Genomic DNA, 18,311 nt, shown 5'->3' with positions numbered 1-18,311 from the left:
GCGGTTTTCGCCCGCGCCGGATCCTCCGCGAGACTGGTCTGATGGATCGCGCTTCCGAACACCTCACCGCAGCGCTCGAGGCCCCCGGCGGTTCGTCCGCTCGTCGCCTGCTCCGCCGTGTGTGGTCGATCGTCCGTGTTCTGTGGGGCGATGTGGACCTCGACGTCGATCTCGTGGTGCGACGCCGCGAGACCGGCGTCGAGGTGCTTCGTACAACGGCCGATGTCGGCGAGCCGGACCTGCTGCTGCAGACCGTGCGTGACGACCTCGCCACGAAGACCGTCGAGGAGTTCATCCGGGAATGGCGCATCGTCGACTGATTCGCAGTTCGCGATTCGCGATTCGCGTGCGCGATGCGCGATCCGCGATCCGCGATCCGCGATCCGCGATCCGCGATCCGCGATGCGCGATGTGAGATTCGCGCAAGCGCCACGGCCATCCGACACCGGGTGAGACCTCGCGAGACCTCGCGAGACCTCCCACCGTCGTCACTCCCGCGTCACCTCTCGTGTCGCGGTGGGCGGCGGCGGAGGGACGCCGAACACCGAACTCAGGGTCGCCGAGCGCGATCGTCGCCTCGACAGGCCTGGCCCTCGATTGCCGGGCCGCGGCACACGATCGGGGTCGAGATGCGCCGGTGGGATGAACCACGTGCGGCCGTCGCGCACGCGGATGGTCCACCCGTCGTCGTGAACCCGATGGTGGTGGAAGCTGCAGAGGAGGATCCCATTGTCGAGATCAGTGCGACCGCGATCACGCGTCCACCACGAGATGTGATGCGCCTGCGTGTACTGCGGCGGGCGCGTGCAGCCAGGAAACGCGCACCCTCCGTCGCGCTCGGCGAGCGCCAGGCGCTGGGCGGTGGAGAAGTAGCGTTCTGATCTGCCGAGGTCGAGCACTTCACCCCGGCTGCCGAGGATTATCGAGGTGATCCCCGCCGCACTCGCGAGTTCGCGGACAGATGCCGCGCTGATCGGTTGATCGACGCCGTCGAGCGTTCCCCAGCCCTGACCGCTGGCCGATTCGGACCCGTCCCTCGACCCCGAACTCGGCCAAGAAACCCGACGCGACCCGGTATCCGCACTGGTGCCCTCGTGCGTGTCCGCATTCACCGCGCTGCCGTCGTCCGACCGGAGAGCGCGGTTCGAGCGATCGCCCGTGGCGAGAAGATCATCGAGCTCGATGCGTGCCACGACAGTTGCGCTGCGCAGCGATGGCGGCGACGCGGAGCTTCCGAGCGCGAGCCGGGCGATGTCGGCGAGCGCATCGGCATTCATCTGAACGATCGTTCGCGATTCCGCGACGACCGGGTCGGCCTGCTCCGTGTCGCTCGTGCCGACTTCCGAGGAACTCGCGGTCGATGTTCGCCGTTCGTCACGCTCTCGATGAAGCTCGGCCCCTACCAGTGCGTCGACGGCCGTCTTCAGATGCGCTCCGTTGACCGGATCGAACGCTCCCGCGAGCCGGATGAATCCGCGCCGATCCTCCCAGAGGCGGAGGCTTCGCCCCTCCCGCAACTCGTCTTCGCGGAGCTTCACTCGGGCGGGATCGAGGTGTGCGGTCAGATTCTTGACGAGTCGATGGATGCCGTCGGCGCCGACGAGTGGTGCGCGCTCGACGAGCAACCGCTCGGCATCGGCGAGATCGCGAGCGTCGGCTCGAAGGCGAACACCGTCGAGGAACGACGCGATCGCCGCGGCCGCCGCGACGCTGACTGTTCCCTCGTCGAGCGCAGCAGCGAGGAAGGGATACCGCGCGGGCTGCTGCTCACCCGACAGTGATTCACGGGTGGACGTCGCTGTGCCGACGGTCATCAGCCGGCTCGCCGTCGCGAACCCCTCTCCTGTCGACTGGGCGATCAATCGGGCGGGCGACGAGAAACCCCGCTGCGCGGCAAGGCTCTGTGCGGCATCCGTCGGTGAGCGCTCCGCGACCTCGGCGGCCAGCCGTGCCTGGAGCTGCGCGACACGTCGCGCGAGCGCCGAGAGCGCATCGAGGCAGCGCACGAGCCCGTCATCGCTCAGTGCGCGGATGTCGCCCTGCACCGAATCGCTCGGGCTCGACGTCAGCGACTCGACCCATGCCGTCAGCGCGGCAGAGTGCGCATGGGCGAGCGCAGCAAGAGCGGGAGGGGTCGTGTGCATGTCCTGAGTCTAGGAAATACATACGACGCAGCGTGAGTTATCCACAGGTTGAAATCGAAGATTGATTCGATCTCATCTGCATGGTGTGATGGTGCCCCACACGGACGAACGGAAAGGACACCGATGCGAGCAGAACGTCGATGGGCGCGCGTGCAGCGGCCCCGCGGCCGAGCCGCAGGGCCGTCCTTCGCGCTAGACGACGCCGATGAACGAGTCGCGTCGCAGCTGCGCGTGCGTCGCGTGGAACTTGCCGTCGGCCGTCCACCACGCTTCTTGACCCTCCGCGTTCGGCGCGTCCTCGACGACGGGCCAGTGCGCCTTGATGTTCTTCACGTAGTAGCGAAGTTCGCCGCCGATCGTGCGTTTCTCCAGGTGTTCCGAGTTCTCGAGCTGTTCCTGCGTGGGATCTTCCATGTCGCGATGCTAGCGAAGCGGTGTTCCGGGCGGAAGGGTCGTACGACCGCCGTCGTCTCCCGATATCAGCGAGCCAGCGACGAACGCCACACAGCCGTTCGCGTCATCCGCACGCCGTCGAGTGAGACGAGAGGTCCGGCGCTCTCGGCCCGACGGGCTTCTGCACCATCGGCCAGGCTGATCGCCGCAGCCGGGTGCAAGGGCACGATCCGAATACTCGTCGTCGACGATTCCGAGATTCCGAGGGAGTCGGCATCGACGATCCACGGGGTGCCGTCCCAGAATCGATCGGCGACCGCTGCACCGTCGACCTCGAGCACGGCGACATCGCCCGCCCACTCGATGGTGAGTGTCCGCCGGGTGTCCGTGGCAGAGGCGCCCAGGGACTCCACCGACCAGACGGCGGCGAGTTCGGCGATCGCGGCGGATGACGGTGACGACGCTCGTCCGTTGAATTCCCCGTACGTCGCCGGAACCTCCGCCGCGCCCCGCAGCGGGGTCACGATCACGGAAGCGGTGCCGTGCGAGTCGCTCGACGGTGCGCTCTCGAACGAAACCGGCGTGAACGCAGCGGCCTCCGTGTCGTACCGACGTACGTCGGGTCGGGTCGCGCTCCGCACGGCCAGGAGAACGCCGTCGTTCGGGGTGAGAGCTGTGCCTCTGGAGGGGCGCTCGAGCCACACCGGTTCGTCGCTCAGCACGAGAACGCGGTCGTCATCGCCGAGTACCCAGGCCCGGTCGCTCTCCGCGTCGGTGAGCACGAGCAGATCGATGGCGGCACCGTTCGCGTTCGTCACTCGGTGCGTGCCGGCGCCGAGTCGCTTCGACCCGGCGACGGGCTCACCATCGACGAGGTGTCCGTCACCGAACGCGACCTCGACATCGATCCGCGCCTCGGCCGCGAGGACGAGTGTCGACCGATCGCGTCCGGGCAGAACGGTGAGGGCCGATGCCGTCGCCCACCGCACGGTGACTCCGTCGAGTTCGAGACCGACGGGCCAGTGGGCGAGGGTCCCCTCGGGAATGGTGATGGCCTGCGTGGGGAACTCGGTGATCCCTTCATCGAGTTCGAGGGCGAATCTCACGCCCGGCGCATCGGCGAGGGGCTCGTACGGCTGGGTCCACGAGATGAAGACGAAGCCTGCTGAGCCATCGCTCCGCAGAGCCCACCGCAGCGTCGTCGAATCATGCACTCCCGTCGGGCGCTGCTCGGGAAGACTCGACGGCATCGTCGCGAGCCGGTCGCCGAAGGCGGCGAGGAAGGCATGCTGACGACGCAGCGTGGCATGCGAGGGCGCGAGAGTGCCTGCGGCTCCGACCGGCGCGTGGAAGTCGTAGTCGAAGCGCGGCAGGTCGTTCGGATACCCCGTCGCCTGCGATTCCTGCACCCCGTCGACCGGGTTCGAGCCGCCCGCGTACATGTAGAAGCCCTGCCAGGCCGAGCCGTTGCCGATCTTCGCGAGCCCGACGGCGCCGATCGTGCTGGCACTGAGCACCGGCCGACGGTGGTACGCGGTCGCCATGCCGCCACCGATCTCGCACGTCGCGGCGGGGAAGAGCGACGACGGAAGCCGGGGCGGTTCGACGGGAAGGTCGGCACGGAGGTCGGCTCCGATGCCCGGGTCGTCCCACACGTGAGAGAAGAGGAAGTGCTCGCGGAAGGTCTCGTCCCAGGGCCCGCCGGCATCGACCCAGAAGCCGTCCGCGTAGCCGCCGAAGAGCGGAAGCACGTCGCCCTCGGGCAGGTCCGCTCCGCCCCACGCCGTCGCCGTGTACAGGGGCGCGGTGATTCCGAGTCCGCGCACGAGCGACTTCAGCGTCGAGATGTGCTCCGGCTGGTCGTAGAGTTCGTTCTCGATCTGGACGCCGATGACGGCGCTCGTCGGTCCGCAGAGCGGTGCGAGCTCGGCCGCGAGGCGTTCGAACCATGTCGTGACGACCGCGAGGTAGGCCGGGTCGTCGGTGCGGTGCTTGACCGGCAGCGCGTTCACCCAGTCGGGGAAGCCACCGTTGCGCACCTCACCATGGCACCACGGGCCGAGGCGAACGACGACGTCGAGCTCGAGCTCGGCGCACAGTCCGACGAATGCCGCGAGGTCGAGTCCATCGTCGAACGAGATCGACCCTCGCGATGGTTCATGGTGGATCCAGAAGACGTAGGTCGCGACGACGGTCACGCCGCCGGAGCGCATCAGGTGAAGGCGCTCACGCCATTCCGAGCGAGGTACCCGTGAATAGTGCAACTCTCCCGAAACAGGTACGACAGGGCGCCCGTCGCGCTCGAGGTAGCGGTTCGTGAGCCCGATGCGCTCGTGCCGATCGACGTCGTTCGCCATGGCGGGCCGGCTCAGGGGAGCCGCCCACGGCGAGTGGATGACGCGAAGTGCCTGCCCTGCCGGCGTGCGTGCCTCAGACATCGAGCACCTCCTCGTTGATCGAGCGTTGCCAGGCGACATCCGCCCACATCGGATGGTGGGGCGCCGCATTCGAGCACGCGACGACTCCCCACGCGCCGTGCTCGAGAGCGGTGCGAATGCCGTGTTCGGCGAGGGCGCGCCCGCGCGGCCCTTCCTCGAACCGTCCGCGCAGCGGCGTGTAGCCGATCCAGCCTTCGCCGACGACCATCGGAACCCCGCGCCAGCGGGCCCAGGCGGCAACGGCGATGACGCGCGATTCGATCTCTCGCATCATGACCTCGTGGAACGCGGGGTAGTGCTCGTCGAGCCAGGCATCCCACGCGGCCGCGTCGATCGTGTCGTAGCCGTAGAACATCTGATCGGTCACGACGGTCGCATCGAGCTTCCACGCAGCGGGCCGACCGTAGGCCTCGAACGTCGGCGCATCCGCGACCTGGAGGGCGCGCAGCTCGGCGTTCGGGAAGCCCTCGGTTCCCTCGGAACGGATGTCGAGCCGCTGCTGCAACGCATCGAGCACGCCGTAGCTGTAGATATGGAACTGCGCGACATCCGGCCCGGCGGGAACGCGGTGCATCGCGAGGTGGGGCGGCTTGCCGAACGACACGGTCACGAGCTGGCCGGGATGCTCGGCGCGCAGCCACTCCATCGAGGCGAGCGCTCCGTCCGGCGAGTCTCCCTCGAGGCCCGGGAGGATCGAGAAGTCGATCTCGTTGTGCAGCTCGGTGAACGCGATCGCGTCGCCGAGACCCTCGGCCTCGACGGCGGTGAGCATGCGGTCGAAGGCCTCGGCGAGCACGCGGTGACGTCGATCGAGCGGCACGGCATCGATCGCGCGGAACCAGCGAGGATCGGCGGCATATGCGGGCGACTGCTGGTACTCCCAGCTCGCGAGGACGACGACGATGCCGCGTTCGTGCGCGCCGCGGATGAGCGACAGGAGCCGCTCCCGCACGTCGATGGTGTATCCGCCCGGGGTGTCGTACCAGCGGGTGCCGTCGCCGAAGTATCCGCCGTCGGCCCGGGCGCCCATGCCCTCGATCTCGAGCGCCGCGGCGAGGTCATCGAGGCCGAGCTCGTCGCCTCCGTAGGTCAGCAGCGGCGCCGCGCAGATGCGCACGGCGTTGTACCCGCGAGCGGCGGTCTCATCGAGCGCGCGGTCGAGGTCGGCGTAGGGCTCGCCTGCCCCGGCGCGGGTGTACCACGAGAAGTCCCAGAGGCACACGGTGAGGCGGGAGGGCAGATGGGACGGAATCGCTCCCGTCAGGCTCGAGGTGTCGTCGACGGCGTATCCGGAGCCGAGGTAGCGGGTCATGCGGGGGCGCCTTCCGTGACGGGAGTGGTCGCTCGGTCGAGCTCATCGGCGAGGCTTCGCAGAACGTCGGCCCGTCGTGCCCGATTCTCGTCGGAGTGCAGCGAGAAGAGCAAAAGCTCCGGCAAGGAGGTGGCGAAATAGTCGACAGGATCAGGGCGGGCTTCGAGTTCAGCGGCGCGATCATCGAGTTCGAGGCGGATGGCGCGTGCGGCGGCTTCCTCCCCGAGGCGTGCGTACGCGAGACCGACGGCGAAGCGGTCAGCGTCGATCGGTCGCTCACCGACCGCGAGGGAACCGCCGCCCTCGACGGCCCGTCGCCACGCCGCGTGCGCGGCAGCCGTATCGCCCGCGACCAGCGCGGCATCGCCGAGCGCGACGAGACGTGCGGCGAGAGGAGCGGCAGGATGACGCCCTTCGCCCAGATTGAGCGGTGCGTCGATGCCATCACGCAGAAGCTCGACGGCCTCGGCCGCGCGGCCCGACTCCACGAGATCACGTGCGACGGCGATCGTGGCCCGGTCGAAGACGGCGATGACCTGCCCCTCTCCGCCCTCGAACGGGGCGAAGCTGCGCTCGCCGAGGATCGCGAGGGCATCGGCATGGCGCCCGATGTCGACGAGCAGTCCGAGCATCGAGATCGCGAGGTCGTCGCGCTCGGGAACTCCGGGCACCGCGCCTTCGATGAGGGCGAGACGCTCGGCCGAGCCGATTCCGCGGAGGGCGGCGAGCTGGTCGCGCTCGAACACGACGCGTTCATCGCCGCCGAGTTCGAGGGCACGCGCGAGCAACTCGTCAGCGCGCGACGTGTCACCGCCCGTGTTCACGAGCGCGATCGCCGTGTTCCGCCATGCGACGGGGTCGGTCGAGCCGAGGGCCAAGGCCCGTTCGAGTTCGACGAGGGCGTCGGGGGTGCGGTCCGCGTCGAGCAGCCAGCATCCGAGAAGTGCTCGCGCCACGGCATCGTCGGGGTCGGCGACGAGGGCCGCGCGGAGGGCGTCGTGCTCGTCGAGGCCCGCGGGGAAGGCGAGTCGCACGTCGGTATGGCGGGCCGCTTCCCTCTCATCACGAGCGGCAGAGTGCTCGCCGGCCGCGTCGAGCAGAGCGGCGGCGACGTAGTGCGCGACGGGCGCGGGATTGCCGAAGACCCCGGCCGAGGCCGAAGCGGCCCGCGTCGCGACCTCGAGAGCATCCGAGGTGCGGCCGAGTCGGCCGAGCTCGACGGCCACGAGCAGCAGCGTGCGAGGGTCGACCGGTTCGAGGCATCCGTCGAGGGCCTGCAGAAGGGGATCGAGCGGATCGATCGAGCGGGCGGTGCCGAGCGCTTCCCGAGCATCGTCCGCCCGGCCGAGGTCGAGGAGGGCCGCGACACGAGCGGCGACGGCGGTCGTGTTGCGGGCATCGATCGCAAGGGCGGCCTCGCTCGCGTCGAGCGCGGCAGCCGCGTCTCCCGTGCGCAACGCGATGCGCGCCAGCCCGAGTCGTGCGGGCAGGGCGAACGATCCGTCCCACGCCGCCTTTCCGAAGTCGCGCGCAGCTTCAGCGTCGCGACCGAGACGCTCGAGGACGAGCGCTCGCACGTAGTGCGCTCCTCCGCTTCGCGGGTTGAGGTTCCGGCGCGTCTCACGGGCGAGGGCCGCGTCGAGGTGATCGAGAGCGACCGTGTACTCGCCCCGGCGCAGCGCGAGGCGAGCGAGCGCCTCGTTGGCTCGTGTGTCACCGGCATCGCGAGCGATGATCTCGGCGAAGTACGGCCCGGAGGCGCGCGTGGGGTGACGGTACTGCTCGAGGTGAAGTCCCGTGAGGTAGAGCTCGTCCGACGAGTCGATCTCCGCCGGCAGCGGCGGCTCCGTCGCGACCCACGGCTCGGCCCCCGCGTCGCGGTGGCGGCCGATCCACTCGACGAGGAGCCCGTCGCCGCACTCGACGCGCACCGTGAGGTCATCGCGCGACCGCGCGCCGGGCACCTCGGTCTCGACGGTGAACGGCACGCCCGGTGCGAGCGATGCCGACCACGCGTTGATTCGACGCCCCTCGAGCTCGGCGGTGATCGTGACGTCGACGACCCGTGTCGACACGACGCCGATGCGAGTCACGCCGCCGTCGACGTCGACGCTCACCGCGGCATCCCGCGTCGCCTGGTGGGCCGCGCCGATCGCCTGGATCGGGTACCAGTACTGGCTGAACTCGCGGGTCTCTCCCGGCGCGAGGTAGCTGAAGTCGGGCTGGTTGTCGGTGTACACACCGGCCATGAGCTCGACGTAGGGCCCGTCGTCATCCGTCAGCAGACGGTCCCACGCGCGACCGATCGCGCCGTCGCCCCACGTCCACTGCTTCTTGCCGGGCGAGATGCTGCGGTCGGCCCAGTGCACGAATCCGGCCTGAGCGGTGTGGTCGTAGCCGCCGAAGAAGTCGTCGTCGGTGTCGGTGATCATGTACGAGCTCGGCACCGGGATGTTCGCGTAGAGGTCGATGCGGTCGGCACCGGGGCGTTCGGCGGCGAGAGCCGGGTAGTCGACCCCGTAGTACGGCCGGTCGGCGTTCGGGAAGGCCGTGATCGCGCGCCGGGCGTGGTCGGCGACGTAGTTCACATCCGTCGGGAAGAAGGACTGGTAGTCGTGGTCGGAACGCGCGGCGACGTTCGCCCACCACAGGAACGTCTGCTCGACGTCGGTGCGGTTGAAGAGCTTCGCGCGCACTTCGATGAGCGACGAGTCGCCCGTCAGGCGCACGCCGTGCGTGCCGCGCATCCGCTGCAGGGGGTCAATGTCGCTGTGCCACACCGTCACAGCGCCGTCGTCCTCGCGCTCGATGCAGGCCTCGACCGGCAGGAACGTCGCCGGGCGGTGGTGCTGCGGCCAGTTGAACTCGACGCCGCCCGAGATCCACGGCCCGCCGAGGCCGACGAGCGCGGGCTTGATGACGTTGTTGCGGTAGAAGAAGTCGTACCCGTTGGTCTTGTCGTAACCGATGTGGATGCGACCGCCGATCTCGGGCAGGAGCGTCAGACGCACCCACTGGTTCTCGAGATGGATTGCCTGCCACAGCCGCGGGGCCTTCGTCGTCGCGATGCGGTCGACGAACGGCAGCGGATAGATCTTGCCGCTCGAACCCTGGTAGACGCGACGGTCGAGAAAGAGCGGGTAGCGGTCGGGCTGGGCCGGCTCGTACGTGTCGATCTCGATCGCCTCGCTCCAGCAGGCGACACCCCCGGCATGGAGGATCTCCCGCTGATCGGCGGGAGCATCGGGCAGGGCGATTCGGCTCGGTGAAGTCTCTGACACGAATCCAGGCTAGGAGCGCCCGCACGAGGGGTGAATGGCGGATCGACCGGGTCGCATGGAGAATCCGCCGGTCTCGTTCGCGACGGCGTCTGAGAAGATCGACGGCATGGAACGTCGTGACGGATTCGTCAATCAACGCCTCGTCGTCGTGCCGCAGCCTCTCGTCGAGGCCGCGCTCGTCGCACCCGTCACGCGGCGGCTGCTCGTCACCGACGCCGGCAGCTTCCCCGCGGCCGAGGGCCACCGGCGCGAACGCCCCGAAGGCAGCGCCGAGGCGATCGTCATCGTCTGCACCGCGGGCGAGGGCTGGGTCGAGACCGCGGGGCAGCGTCACCGCGTCGGGCCGGGCACCGCCGTGCTGCTCGCTCCGGGCACGCCGCACGCGTACGGCACGAGCGATCGCCCCTGGACGATCTGGTGGTGCCACGTGCGCGGCACCGACCTCGCCGACCTGGCCGAGGTCGCCGGCGTCGACGCCCTGCATCCGGTCATCTCGCTGCGAGGCGTCGATCGCGTCGTCGCCTCGATGGACGAGATCGTCACAGCTCTCGAACGCGACCAGTCGCCCGCGCGCCTGCTCGCCGTCTCGGGCATGGCGTGGCGGCTCCTGACGCAGCTCGCCGTCGATCGTCGCCTGCCCGAGCAGGGCGAACCGCTCGAACGGGCGATGAACTATCTCGCCGAACGCATCGACGGTCAGATCACCGTGCCCGAGCTCGCGTCCCTCGTCGGCATCTCGCCGTCGCACCTGAGCGCGCTCTTCCGGCACGCGACGGGCGGGGGAGTGACGGCGCACCACACGGCGCTCCGCATGGCGCGTGCCCGCTCGCTCCTCGACACGACTGAGCAGCCGATCGCCGAGGTCGGACGGGCCGTCGGCTACGCCGATCAGTTCTACTTCTCGCGCCAGTTCCGCCAGGCGCACGGCGTGAGCCCCACGATCTACCGCGCCCAGCGCAAGGGATGACGCCCGCCCGCGTCATCCGCCCCGCCCGCCCCGCACCCGAAAACACGTCTCGGCGTCACGTTTGCGCTGTCCGGACGGGCCGAACAGCGCAAACGTGACGCCGAGACAGAAGAGCGAGGGTTACTTCGTGGAACCCGCCGCGAGGTCGGCCTTCCAGAAGCGCTGCAACGACACCATGAGCGCGACGAGCAGGATCGTCGACACCGCGGCACCCGTGACCACGAGCTGGTAGAACGCGGGGTCGCGCTGGGTCTGCGAGTTCCACAGCGTGAGGCCGAGCGTAATGGGGAACGACTTCGTGTCGTTCAGCATCACGAGCGGCAGCAGGTAGTTGTTCCAGATCGTCACGAACTGGAACAGGAAGATCGTCACGAGCGCGGGCGTCATCATGCGCGTCGCGATCGATCCGAAGATGCGCACGTCGTTCGCTCCGTCGAGACGCGCGGCCTCGATGACCTCATCGGGCACCGACGCATTGGCGTGGATGCGCGCGAGGTACACGCCGAACGGGCTCACCATGCTCGGCAGCAGCACGCTCCAGTAGCTGCCCGTGAGTCCCACCGTGTTGAGCAGGAAGTAGAGCGGCAGAGCGATGATCGTCGCCGGCACGAGAACACCGCCGAGGATGACGGAGAAGAGCGTCTCGCGCCCGCGGAAGCGGTACTTCGCGAAGGCGTAGCCGGCCGCGGCCGAGAGCACCATCGCGACGAAGGCGCCGACGCCCGAGTAGATGACGCTGTTGAGCATCCACAGCGAGAACGTCCCGCCGTCGCGCGTGAAGAGCTGAACGAGGTTCTGCCACGCCTGCGGTGAGTCGGAGAACCACAGGCCGAACGTGCCGAACAGGTCGCTCGTCGACTTCGTCGCGGCGAAGAGCACCCAGACGACGGGCAGGAGGAAGTAGAGGGCGGCGAGCATCAGGGCGCCGTTGACGAGCACGCGGCTCGTGAGACTCGCGCGGGTATCGGTCACCATGCTCGGTTCTCCTTCCGGTTGACGAGGCGGAGGAAGCCGAACGAGAACGCGAAGCCGAGGAGGGCGACGATGACGGCCATGGCGGCCGCGAGGTTCGGGTTGCCCTGCGCGAACGCCTGGTTGTAGGCGGCGAGGTTGGGGGTGAAGTCGGAGTTGATCGCGGTCGTGAGCGGGCGGAGCACGAGCGGCTCGACGAAGAGCTGCAGTGTTCCGATGATCGTGAAGACCGTGATGAGGATGATCGAGGGGCGCACGAGCGGCAGCTTGATGTGCCAGATCATGTGCCATTCGCTCGCGCCGTCGAGGCGCGCGGCTTCGTAGAGCTCCGAGGGGATGGCGTTGAGGGCGGCGATGAGGATGAGCATGTTGTAGCCCGCGAAGCCCCAGAGGGCGATGTTCGCGATCGCGAAGAGCACCGCGTCGGAGCTCAGCGGGTTGATGCTGATGCCGATGTTCGACAGCCCCTGAACGATCGGGCTCGTCGCGGGGATGTAGAGGAAGCCCCAGAGGAGGGCGGCGATGACGCCGGGAACGCCGTAGGGCATGAAGTACATGACGCGGAAGACGCGGGGGAAGGCGGCACGACCCGACTCGAGGAGGAGCGCGAGCACGAGTGCCGTCGCGACCATGAGCGGCACCTCGATCGCCGAGAACACCAGCAGACGCCCGAGGCTCTCGACGAACGTCGGGTTCGAGAGGGCCGTGACGTAGTTGTCGAAGAACACGAAGACGCGCTCGGGCGGGCCGAAGCCGAGTCCGCCGCTCTTCTGTGCGAAGAGGCTGTCGACGACGGCGTAGACGATCGGCGCGATGAAGAACGCGGCGAACATCACGAGGAAGGGGACGAGGAGGATCCACAGGGCGAACGGTGCTCGTTGCCGGGCGCGGTTCGGCGGGGCCTCTGCCGGTGCGGTGCTGGTGGTCATGAGTGCTTTCGGGTTCTGCGTGAGAGCGGGGGCGGGGCGCGGTGTGCGCCCCGCCCCCGACGGATGACTACTTCGCGACCGAGATGCCGCGGCCCTCGAGGGCGGCGACCATGTCGGCCTGAGTCGCGACGAATGCGTCGGCGATCGGCGTCTTGTTCTCGACGGCGGCCTTCACGTTGTCGGTGAGGTCGGCGAAGAGCGTCGACGACAGCGGCGGCCACTGCCAGGTGGCTGCCACGGCGGCATCCGATTCGGCGAAGACGTCCCAGATGTTCTGGCCGCCGAAGAAGGCGAAGACCTCGGGGTCGTCCTGCAGGGATGCCACGGAGTCGAGGTCGCGGATCGCGGGCCAGCCCGCACCGATGCTCGTGAGGATCGACACGCTCTCGGGGTCGCTGTTGAGCCAGAGGGCGAATTCGGCCGCTTCCTTCGGGTGCTTCGAGCCCTTGAGCACCACGCTCGCGGAGCCGCCGGCCCACGTCGCCGACGCGGTCTCGCCGTCGCTCCACTGCGGCATGGCGCCGACGGCCCAGTTGCCGGCCGTGTCGGGCGCGGTGCCGCTCACGATTCCCGCGGCCCAGGAGCCGGAGATCCACGAGACGATGTTGCCGTTCTGCACGTCGGCGTTCCATTCGCTTGACATGTCGGCGACGATCTTCACGAGATCCTCATCGATGAGCTTCTGCCAGAAGTTCGCGACCTTGAGGGTCTCTTCGTCGTCGATCGCGACCTTCCACGAGTCGCCCTCGGTCGCGAACCACTCGGCGCCGCCCTGCTGGGCGAGTCCGATCATCCACGGAGCCTGGTTGAAGGCGAAGGCCGCGATGTAGCGGTTCGGGTCGGATGCGCGGATGACCTTGGCGGCCTCGTAGTACTCGTCCCACGTCGTCGGGTGCGAGAGCCCGAGCGAGTCGAAGATGTCCTTGCGGTAGAACTGGCCGAGCGGTCCGCTCGCCTGCGGCACCGAGTAGACCTGGCCGTCGAAGACGCCCGTCTCCCACTGCCACTCGGTGAAGAGGTCGGCCGAGTCGGCCGTGTACTCGGTGATGTCCTCGAGGGCGTCGGCGACGAGGAAGTCGGGGATGGAGTCATAGCCGAGCTGTGCGACATCTGCCGGGTTTCCCGCCTGGACGGCGGAGAGCATCTTGGCGTAGCCGCCGTCGGGGCCTGCGGTGATGGTCTCGAGGGTGACGTTGATGTCGTCGTGGGACTCGTTGAACGCATCGACGGCGCGGTCGATGTTCGGCACCCACGACTGGAACGTGATCTCGACGGGCTCGCCGGAGGCGGAATCTCCGCCGTCGGACGCCGCGCACGACGAGAGCAGGACGACCGCGGCGACCGCGGCACCGAGTACGCCGAGGCGTCGTCGGCTGGAGGATGGGCTGTGCGACATTGCTGGTAGCTCCCTGGTTGTGAAACGGTTCATAGCTGCTGCGGCTCTTGAACCTACGCCGTGCTCGGCCGCGTCCCCATGGTGAAAAGTGTCGACTTCATGGAGGATTCGCTGATCTCGTGGCACGCTCGTCGTATGGAGTTCACCGAGCGCGTCATCCGCACCGACGGGGCCGAGATCGCCGTCGCAGAAGCGGGGGAGAGTCGTGCGGTCGTCGTGCTGCACGGTCTTGCGGGGTGCCGCGACGAGTTCATTCCGACGGCCGAGGCCCTCGCCGACCATCGTGTCGTGCTCGTCGACCTGCGCGGTCACGGCCGCAGCACGCGCCGCCCCGAGGATCTCTCCCGGGCGGCGTTCGTCGCAGATGTCGTCGCGGTGATCGAGTCGCTCGGGGTCGCGCCCGTCGTGCTCGTGGGCCAGTCGATGGGTGCTCACACGGCGATGCTCGTCGCGGCTTCGCGCCCCGACCTCGTCGACCGGCTCGTGCTGCTCGAGGGCGGGGCCGGGGGCGAGAACGGTGATGAGAGCGCGGCCCTCGGCGACTACTTCCGGTCGTGGCCGCTGCCCTTCGCCGACGTCGCCGCCGCCCGCGCGTTCCTCGGCGAGGGTGTGCTGCAGGAGGCGTGGATCGCCGGCCTCGAGAGCGGAGTCGACGGCCTCCGCCCGAGATTCGACGCGGATGTCATGGAAGCGACGGCCTCGGCGGTGGCCGAGCCGCGCTGGGCGGAGTGGGAGGGCGTCACGACGCCGACGCTCGTCGTCTTCGGGGAGCACGGCATGTTCTCGGAGGAGCAGCGCGCCGCCTTCGTGGATCGCGGTCGATCCGTCATCCGCCTCGATCTGCCGGGCGCCTCGCACGACGCCCACCTCGACGCGCACGACGCCTGGATCGCCGCCCTCCGCTCCGCCCTCTGACCCGCCCCCCATTCCGTCTCGGCGTCACGACACGCTGGTCATCGCGCAGAATCCCAGCGTGTCGTGACGCCGAGACGGCGCACGGAGTAGCGAACAAGGGCGGGCGGGAGGCGTGGCACAGTGGAAGGGCACATTCGAACCGGAGGAACCATGCGCATCGTCATCGCTCCCGACTCGTTCAAGGGCACGATCGACGCCCCCGACGTGGCCCGGGCGCTCGCCGCGGGCTGGGCATCGGTGCGGCCGGACGACGAGATCGTGCTCGCCCCCATGGCCGACGGCGGCGAGGGCACCCTCGAGGCGTTCGAGGCCGCGGTGCCCGGTTCGCGGCGCATGCCCGTCACAGTGCAGGGGCCCGATTCCCGACCGGTCGACACGTACTGGCTGCTGCTGCCGGGCGACGGCGCAGGCACGGCCGTCGTCGAACTCGCCGCGACGAGCGGCATCACGCTCCTCGACCCCCTGCAGCCGCTCGACGCGCACTCGATCGGATTCGGCGAGGCGATCGCCGACGCGCTCGATCACGGCGTCGACCGGCTGCTGCTCGCGATCGGCGGCAGCGCGTCGACCGACGGCGGAGCAGGCGCGCTCACGGCCCTCGGCGCGCGATTCACGGATGCCGCGGGCGAGCCGATCGCGTCGGGCGGAGCCGCTCTCGCGAACATCGCCGACATCGACCTGTCGGAGCTGCGCGCCCTTCCCGCCGGCGGCGCCATCGTGCTGAGCGACGTCACCAATCCGCTGCTCGGCGACCTCGGCGCCGCCGCCGTCTTCGGGCCGCAGAAGGGCGCGACCGCCGAGCACATCTCCCAGCTCGACACCGCACTCGCCCACTTCGCCGCCGTGACCGGGGGCGACCACGCCGCGCCGGGTGCCGGCGCCGCGGGAGGAGCAGGGTTCGGCCTGCTCGTCTGGGGTGCATCGATGGGCGGAGGCGCTCGTGCCGTCGCCGAGGCCATCGCGCTCCCGGAGTCGGTCGCCGGGGCCGAGGCCGTCATCACCGGCGAGGGGCGTTTCGACGGCCAGTCCGCGGCGGGCAAGGTGCCGAGCGAAGTGCTGCGCCTCGCCGAGGAGAAGGGCATCGCCGCGTTCCTCGCGGCGGGAGGCATCGATCGCGACGCGGTCGCGGCAGCGGATGACTCGGGAGACACCGACCCCTCGGCGATCGCCGGCTTCGCGGCATCCGTCGCCCTCGTCGATCTCGCCGGGGGAGTGCCCGCGGCGATGGACGACCCCGCTCGGTGGTTGCACGCGGCGGGCGAACGGCTCGCGGCGTCCTTCGGTTCGCGCTGACCGTTCCGCGGTCGTCGCACGTCGACGAGCCGGCCTGCGTGAACGATCGAGGAACTCTCCCGAATCGATTCGATTTTCCTCGGTGAAACGATGCACGACGTCGTATGACGCGATAGACTTCAGCTTGTCGAATCGATTCGAGCAGGGCGCACGCGCTCGAGCACGATCACCCGGACGGCACTCATCGAGTGTCGTCCTCCTCTTTTCCCGGACGCCCCCGCCTGACGCGCGGCCGAGCCGGTGCTCCCTCACTCACCCCGCATATTCGTTCCAGGAACTTCGTGACTCAGACCAACTCCATCCCCGTCATCCTGCCCGGCGACCTCGCTCCCGGCCGCCACCCCGGCGACCTCCTGAGCCGTCGCCAGCGTCTCGTCTACATCATCGTGCTCGGCGTGCTGACCGCACTCGGCCCGTTCACGATCGACCTCTACCTGCCCGCCTTCCCGGTGCTGCAGGGCGAGTTCGGTGTGGGTGCCGCGGCGATCCAGCTGACGCTCACGGGGACGATGGTCGGATTCGGTCTCGGCCAGCTCATCGTCGGCCCGTGGAGCGACAAGGTCGGGCGTCGTCTGCCGCTCATCCTCGCGACACTCCTGCACATCGCGGCCTCCGTCGGTGCGGCGCTCGCGCCCGACATCACGTGGCTCGCGGTCTTCCGCGTCCTCCAGGGCTTCGGAGCCGCGGCCGGCGGTGTCGTCGCGATGGCGATGGTGCGTGACCTGTTCGGCGGCAAGCCGCTCGTGCGCATGCTCTCGCGTCTCGCCCTCGTCAACGGCCTCGCGCCCGTGCTCGCGCCGGTCATCGGTTCGCAGCTCCTCCTCGTCATGGACTGGCGCGGCATCTTCTGGGTGCTCGGCGCCTACGGCGCGATCGTCGTGGCGGCGGTGCTCTTCTTCATCGTCGAGACCCTCCCCGCGTCGCACCGCCACGCCGCCGGTCACTCGACCGTGCGCGACCGATACCGCGTGCTCTTCCACGACCGCGTCTTCGTCGGCGTCGCGATCGTCGGCGCCATGAACTTCACGGGCCTCTTCGCCTATCTGTCGAGCTCGTCCTTCCTCTTCCAGGAGGTCTACGGCTTCGACGCACAGCAGTACGGCCTGCTCTTCGCCGTCAACTCGCTCGGCGTCGTCGCCGGTGTGCAGATCTCGTCGCGCCTCATGTCGCGGCGCGGGGTCGGTCCGCAGTGGATCCTGGTCGGCGTCACGTCGATCCAGATGCTCGCCGCCATCGCGATCATCGTGCTCGACCAGACCGGCACGGGCCTCTGGGGAACCGTCATCCCGCTCTGGGTCTTCATCGCGTCGTGCGGCTTCGGTTTCCCGGCCGTGCAGGTCCTCGCGCTCGCGAACCACGGAGCCGAGGCGGGTACCGCCGCTTCGCTCCTCGGCGCGATGAACTTCGGCCTCGCCGGCATCATCTCGCCGATCGTGGGTCTGCTCGGCGTCGCCGCCGCCACACCGATGGCCATCGTCATGGTGGGCGCGGTCGTCATCGGCACGGTCGTGCTCTGGACCGTGGTGCGCCCGCGCACCGTGCCGGCGCTGCCGGAGTGAGGCGAAGCCACTAGTTTGGGGGGATGACCGAGCCCGTTTCGCCCGCCGTGCGCCGTCTTCGACGACGTGTTCCGCTCATCAGTGGAGCGGCTGCGATCGTGCTCGCCGCCCTCCTCGGAGTGCTCATCGGTCTGCGCGGCGGCCTCGTCGACATCGATGAGGAGTGGATGCAGGAGATCCTCGAGGTCCGCGGCCCGATCGGCGAGACGCTCGCGCTCGGCATGAACTACCTCGGCGGCGGCATCATCGGCGTCTTCGTCGTGCCGATCGGGGTGGCCGTCATCCTGCTGCTCGTGAAACGACCGTGGGCGTCGCTCTTCTTCGTCGTCGCCTCGGCGGCGAGTGCGGGCGTCGTGCAGATCCTGAAGCACACGTTCGGTCGAGCGCGCCCCGACGAGATCCTCGTCGTCTCCGACTTCGGCTCATTCCCGTCGGGGCATACGGCGAACGCGGCGACGATCGCCGTGGCCCTCGGCATCATCTTCCCGCGCGTCTGGGTGTGGATCGCGGGCGTCGCGTACACCGTCCTCATGCTCGTCAGCCGCACGTACCTCGGGGCCCACTGGCTCACCGATACGCTCGGCGGAGTGCTCGTCGGAGCGGGCGTCGCCCTCGTGCTCTGGGCGCCGTTCGCGAACAAGCTCTTCGACGAGACGCACCGGCACCAGACCACCTGACATCCGGATTATCGACGGCGTCGACCGGGCTCGCT

General features: G+C 69.2%; 14 protein-coding genes. 6 read left to right on the top strand and 8 right to left on the bottom strand.

What is annotated here, in order from left to right; all coding sequences use genetic code 11:
• The first annotated feature begins 41 nt into the window (after window positions 1–41).
• Window positions 42–320 (top strand): hypothetical protein, encoded by a 279-nt coding sequence (locus tag BJ972_RS07865; RefSeq protein WP_164989983.1) that lies wholly within the window; start codon window positions 42–44, stop codon window positions 318–320.
• 168 nt (window positions 321–488) lie between these two features.
• Here BJ972_RS07865 and BJ972_RS07860 read toward each other — a convergent pair whose 3' ends face one another.
• The 5 genes from BJ972_RS07860 to BJ972_RS07840 all read right to left on the bottom strand — a co-directional run bounded on the left by BJ972_RS07860 (window position 489) and on the right by BJ972_RS07840 (window position 9,568).
• Window positions 489–2,144: an HNH endonuclease signature motif containing protein gene (locus BJ972_RS07860; RefSeq protein WP_129176816.1), complete on the bottom strand. Its 1,656-nt coding sequence runs from the start codon at window positions 2,142–2,144 to the stop codon at window positions 489–491.
• A 192-nt stretch (window positions 2,145–2,336) separates the two neighbouring features.
• On the bottom strand, window positions 2,337–2,558 hold the full coding sequence (locus tag BJ972_RS07855) for a hypothetical protein (RefSeq protein ID WP_129176818.1): 222 nt from the start codon (window positions 2,556–2,558) through the stop codon (window positions 2,337–2,339).
• Between the two features lie 65 nt (window positions 2,559–2,623).
• Window positions 2,624–4,975: a beta-galactosidase gene (locus BJ972_RS07850; RefSeq protein WP_129176820.1), complete on the bottom strand. Its 2,352-nt coding sequence runs from the start codon at window positions 4,973–4,975 to the stop codon at window positions 2,624–2,626.
• The gene (locus tag BJ972_RS07845) at window positions 4,968–6,287 is read right to left on the bottom strand and encodes a cellulase-like family protein (RefSeq protein ID WP_129176822.1); all 1,320 of its coding nucleotides are present in this window, start codon (window positions 6,285–6,287) and stop codon (window positions 4,968–4,970) included. Before BJ972_RS07845 ends, BJ972_RS07850 begins: the two co-directional genes overlap by 8 nt.
• Window positions 6,284–9,568 carry a DUF5107 domain-containing protein gene (locus BJ972_RS07840; protein ID WP_129176824.1) on the bottom strand — a complete coding sequence of 1,095 codons (3,285 nt, stop codon included), beginning with the start codon at window positions 9,566–9,568 and terminating at the stop codon, window positions 6,284–6,286. The genes BJ972_RS07845 and BJ972_RS07840 overlap by 4 nt, the downstream gene beginning before the upstream one ends.
• Window positions 9,569–9,623: 55 nt before the next feature.
• Between BJ972_RS07840 and BJ972_RS07835 the strand changes: the two genes are divergently transcribed.
• Entirely contained in the window at window positions 9,624–10,535 is a 912-nt protein-coding gene (locus BJ972_RS07835) for a helix-turn-helix domain-containing protein (RefSeq protein WP_241830893.1), read from the top strand.
• A gap of 120 nt (window positions 10,536–10,655) precedes the next feature.
• On the opposite strand, the gene BJ972_RS07830 is transcribed toward BJ972_RS07835, so the two are convergent.
• The 3 genes from BJ972_RS07830 to BJ972_RS07820 all read right to left on the bottom strand — a co-directional run bounded on the left by BJ972_RS07830 (window position 10,656) and on the right by BJ972_RS07820 (window position 13,832).
• Window positions 10,656–11,510 (bottom strand): carbohydrate ABC transporter permease, encoded by an 855-nt coding sequence (locus tag BJ972_RS07830; RefSeq protein ID WP_129176826.1) that lies wholly within the window; start codon window positions 11,508–11,510, stop codon window positions 10,656–10,658.
• Entirely contained in the window at window positions 11,504–12,436 is a 933-nt protein-coding gene (locus BJ972_RS07825; protein WP_129176828.1) for a carbohydrate ABC transporter permease, read from the bottom strand. The genes BJ972_RS07830 and BJ972_RS07825 overlap by 7 nt, the downstream gene beginning before the upstream one ends.
• A 67-nt stretch (window positions 12,437–12,503) precedes the next feature.
• Entirely contained in the window at window positions 12,504–13,832 is a 1,329-nt protein-coding gene (locus BJ972_RS07820) for an ABC transporter substrate-binding protein (RefSeq protein WP_164989984.1), read from the bottom strand.
• A 99-nt stretch (window positions 13,833–13,931) separates the two neighbouring features.
• On the opposite strand from BJ972_RS07820, the gene BJ972_RS07815 reads away from it, so the two are divergent.
• From BJ972_RS07815 to BJ972_RS07800, 4 genes are all read left to right on the top strand, one after another.
• The gene (locus tag BJ972_RS07815; RefSeq protein ID WP_241830894.1) at window positions 13,932–14,747 is read left to right on the top strand and encodes an alpha/beta fold hydrolase; all 816 of its coding nucleotides are present in this window, start codon (window positions 13,932–13,934) and stop codon (window positions 14,745–14,747) included.
• A 150-nt stretch (window positions 14,748–14,897) separates the two neighbouring features.
• Complete coding sequence (locus tag BJ972_RS07810; RefSeq protein ID WP_129176833.1) at window positions 14,898–16,040, top strand: glycerate kinase; 1,143 nt, start codon at window positions 14,898–14,900, stop codon at window positions 16,038–16,040.
• A gap of 281 nt (window positions 16,041–16,321) precedes the next feature.
• A complete protein-coding gene (locus tag BJ972_RS07805; RefSeq protein WP_241830895.1) occupies window positions 16,322–17,599 on the top strand; it encodes a multidrug effflux MFS transporter in 1,278 nt (425 codons plus the stop codon).
• 23 nt (window positions 17,600–17,622) lie between these two features.
• A complete protein-coding gene (locus tag BJ972_RS07800; RefSeq protein ID WP_129176835.1) occupies window positions 17,623–18,276 on the top strand; it encodes a phosphatase PAP2 family protein in 654 nt (217 codons plus the stop codon).
• The last annotated feature ends 35 nt before the right edge of the window (window positions 18,277–18,311 follow it).

It is taken from the genome of Agromyces atrinae (assembly GCF_013407835.1).
GTDB lineage: Bacteria > Actinomycetota > Actinomycetes > Actinomycetales > Microbacteriaceae > Agromyces > Agromyces atrinae.
Note: the sequence above shows the minus strand (reverse complement) of the source record. Positions and strands in the feature narration are given on the sequence as shown.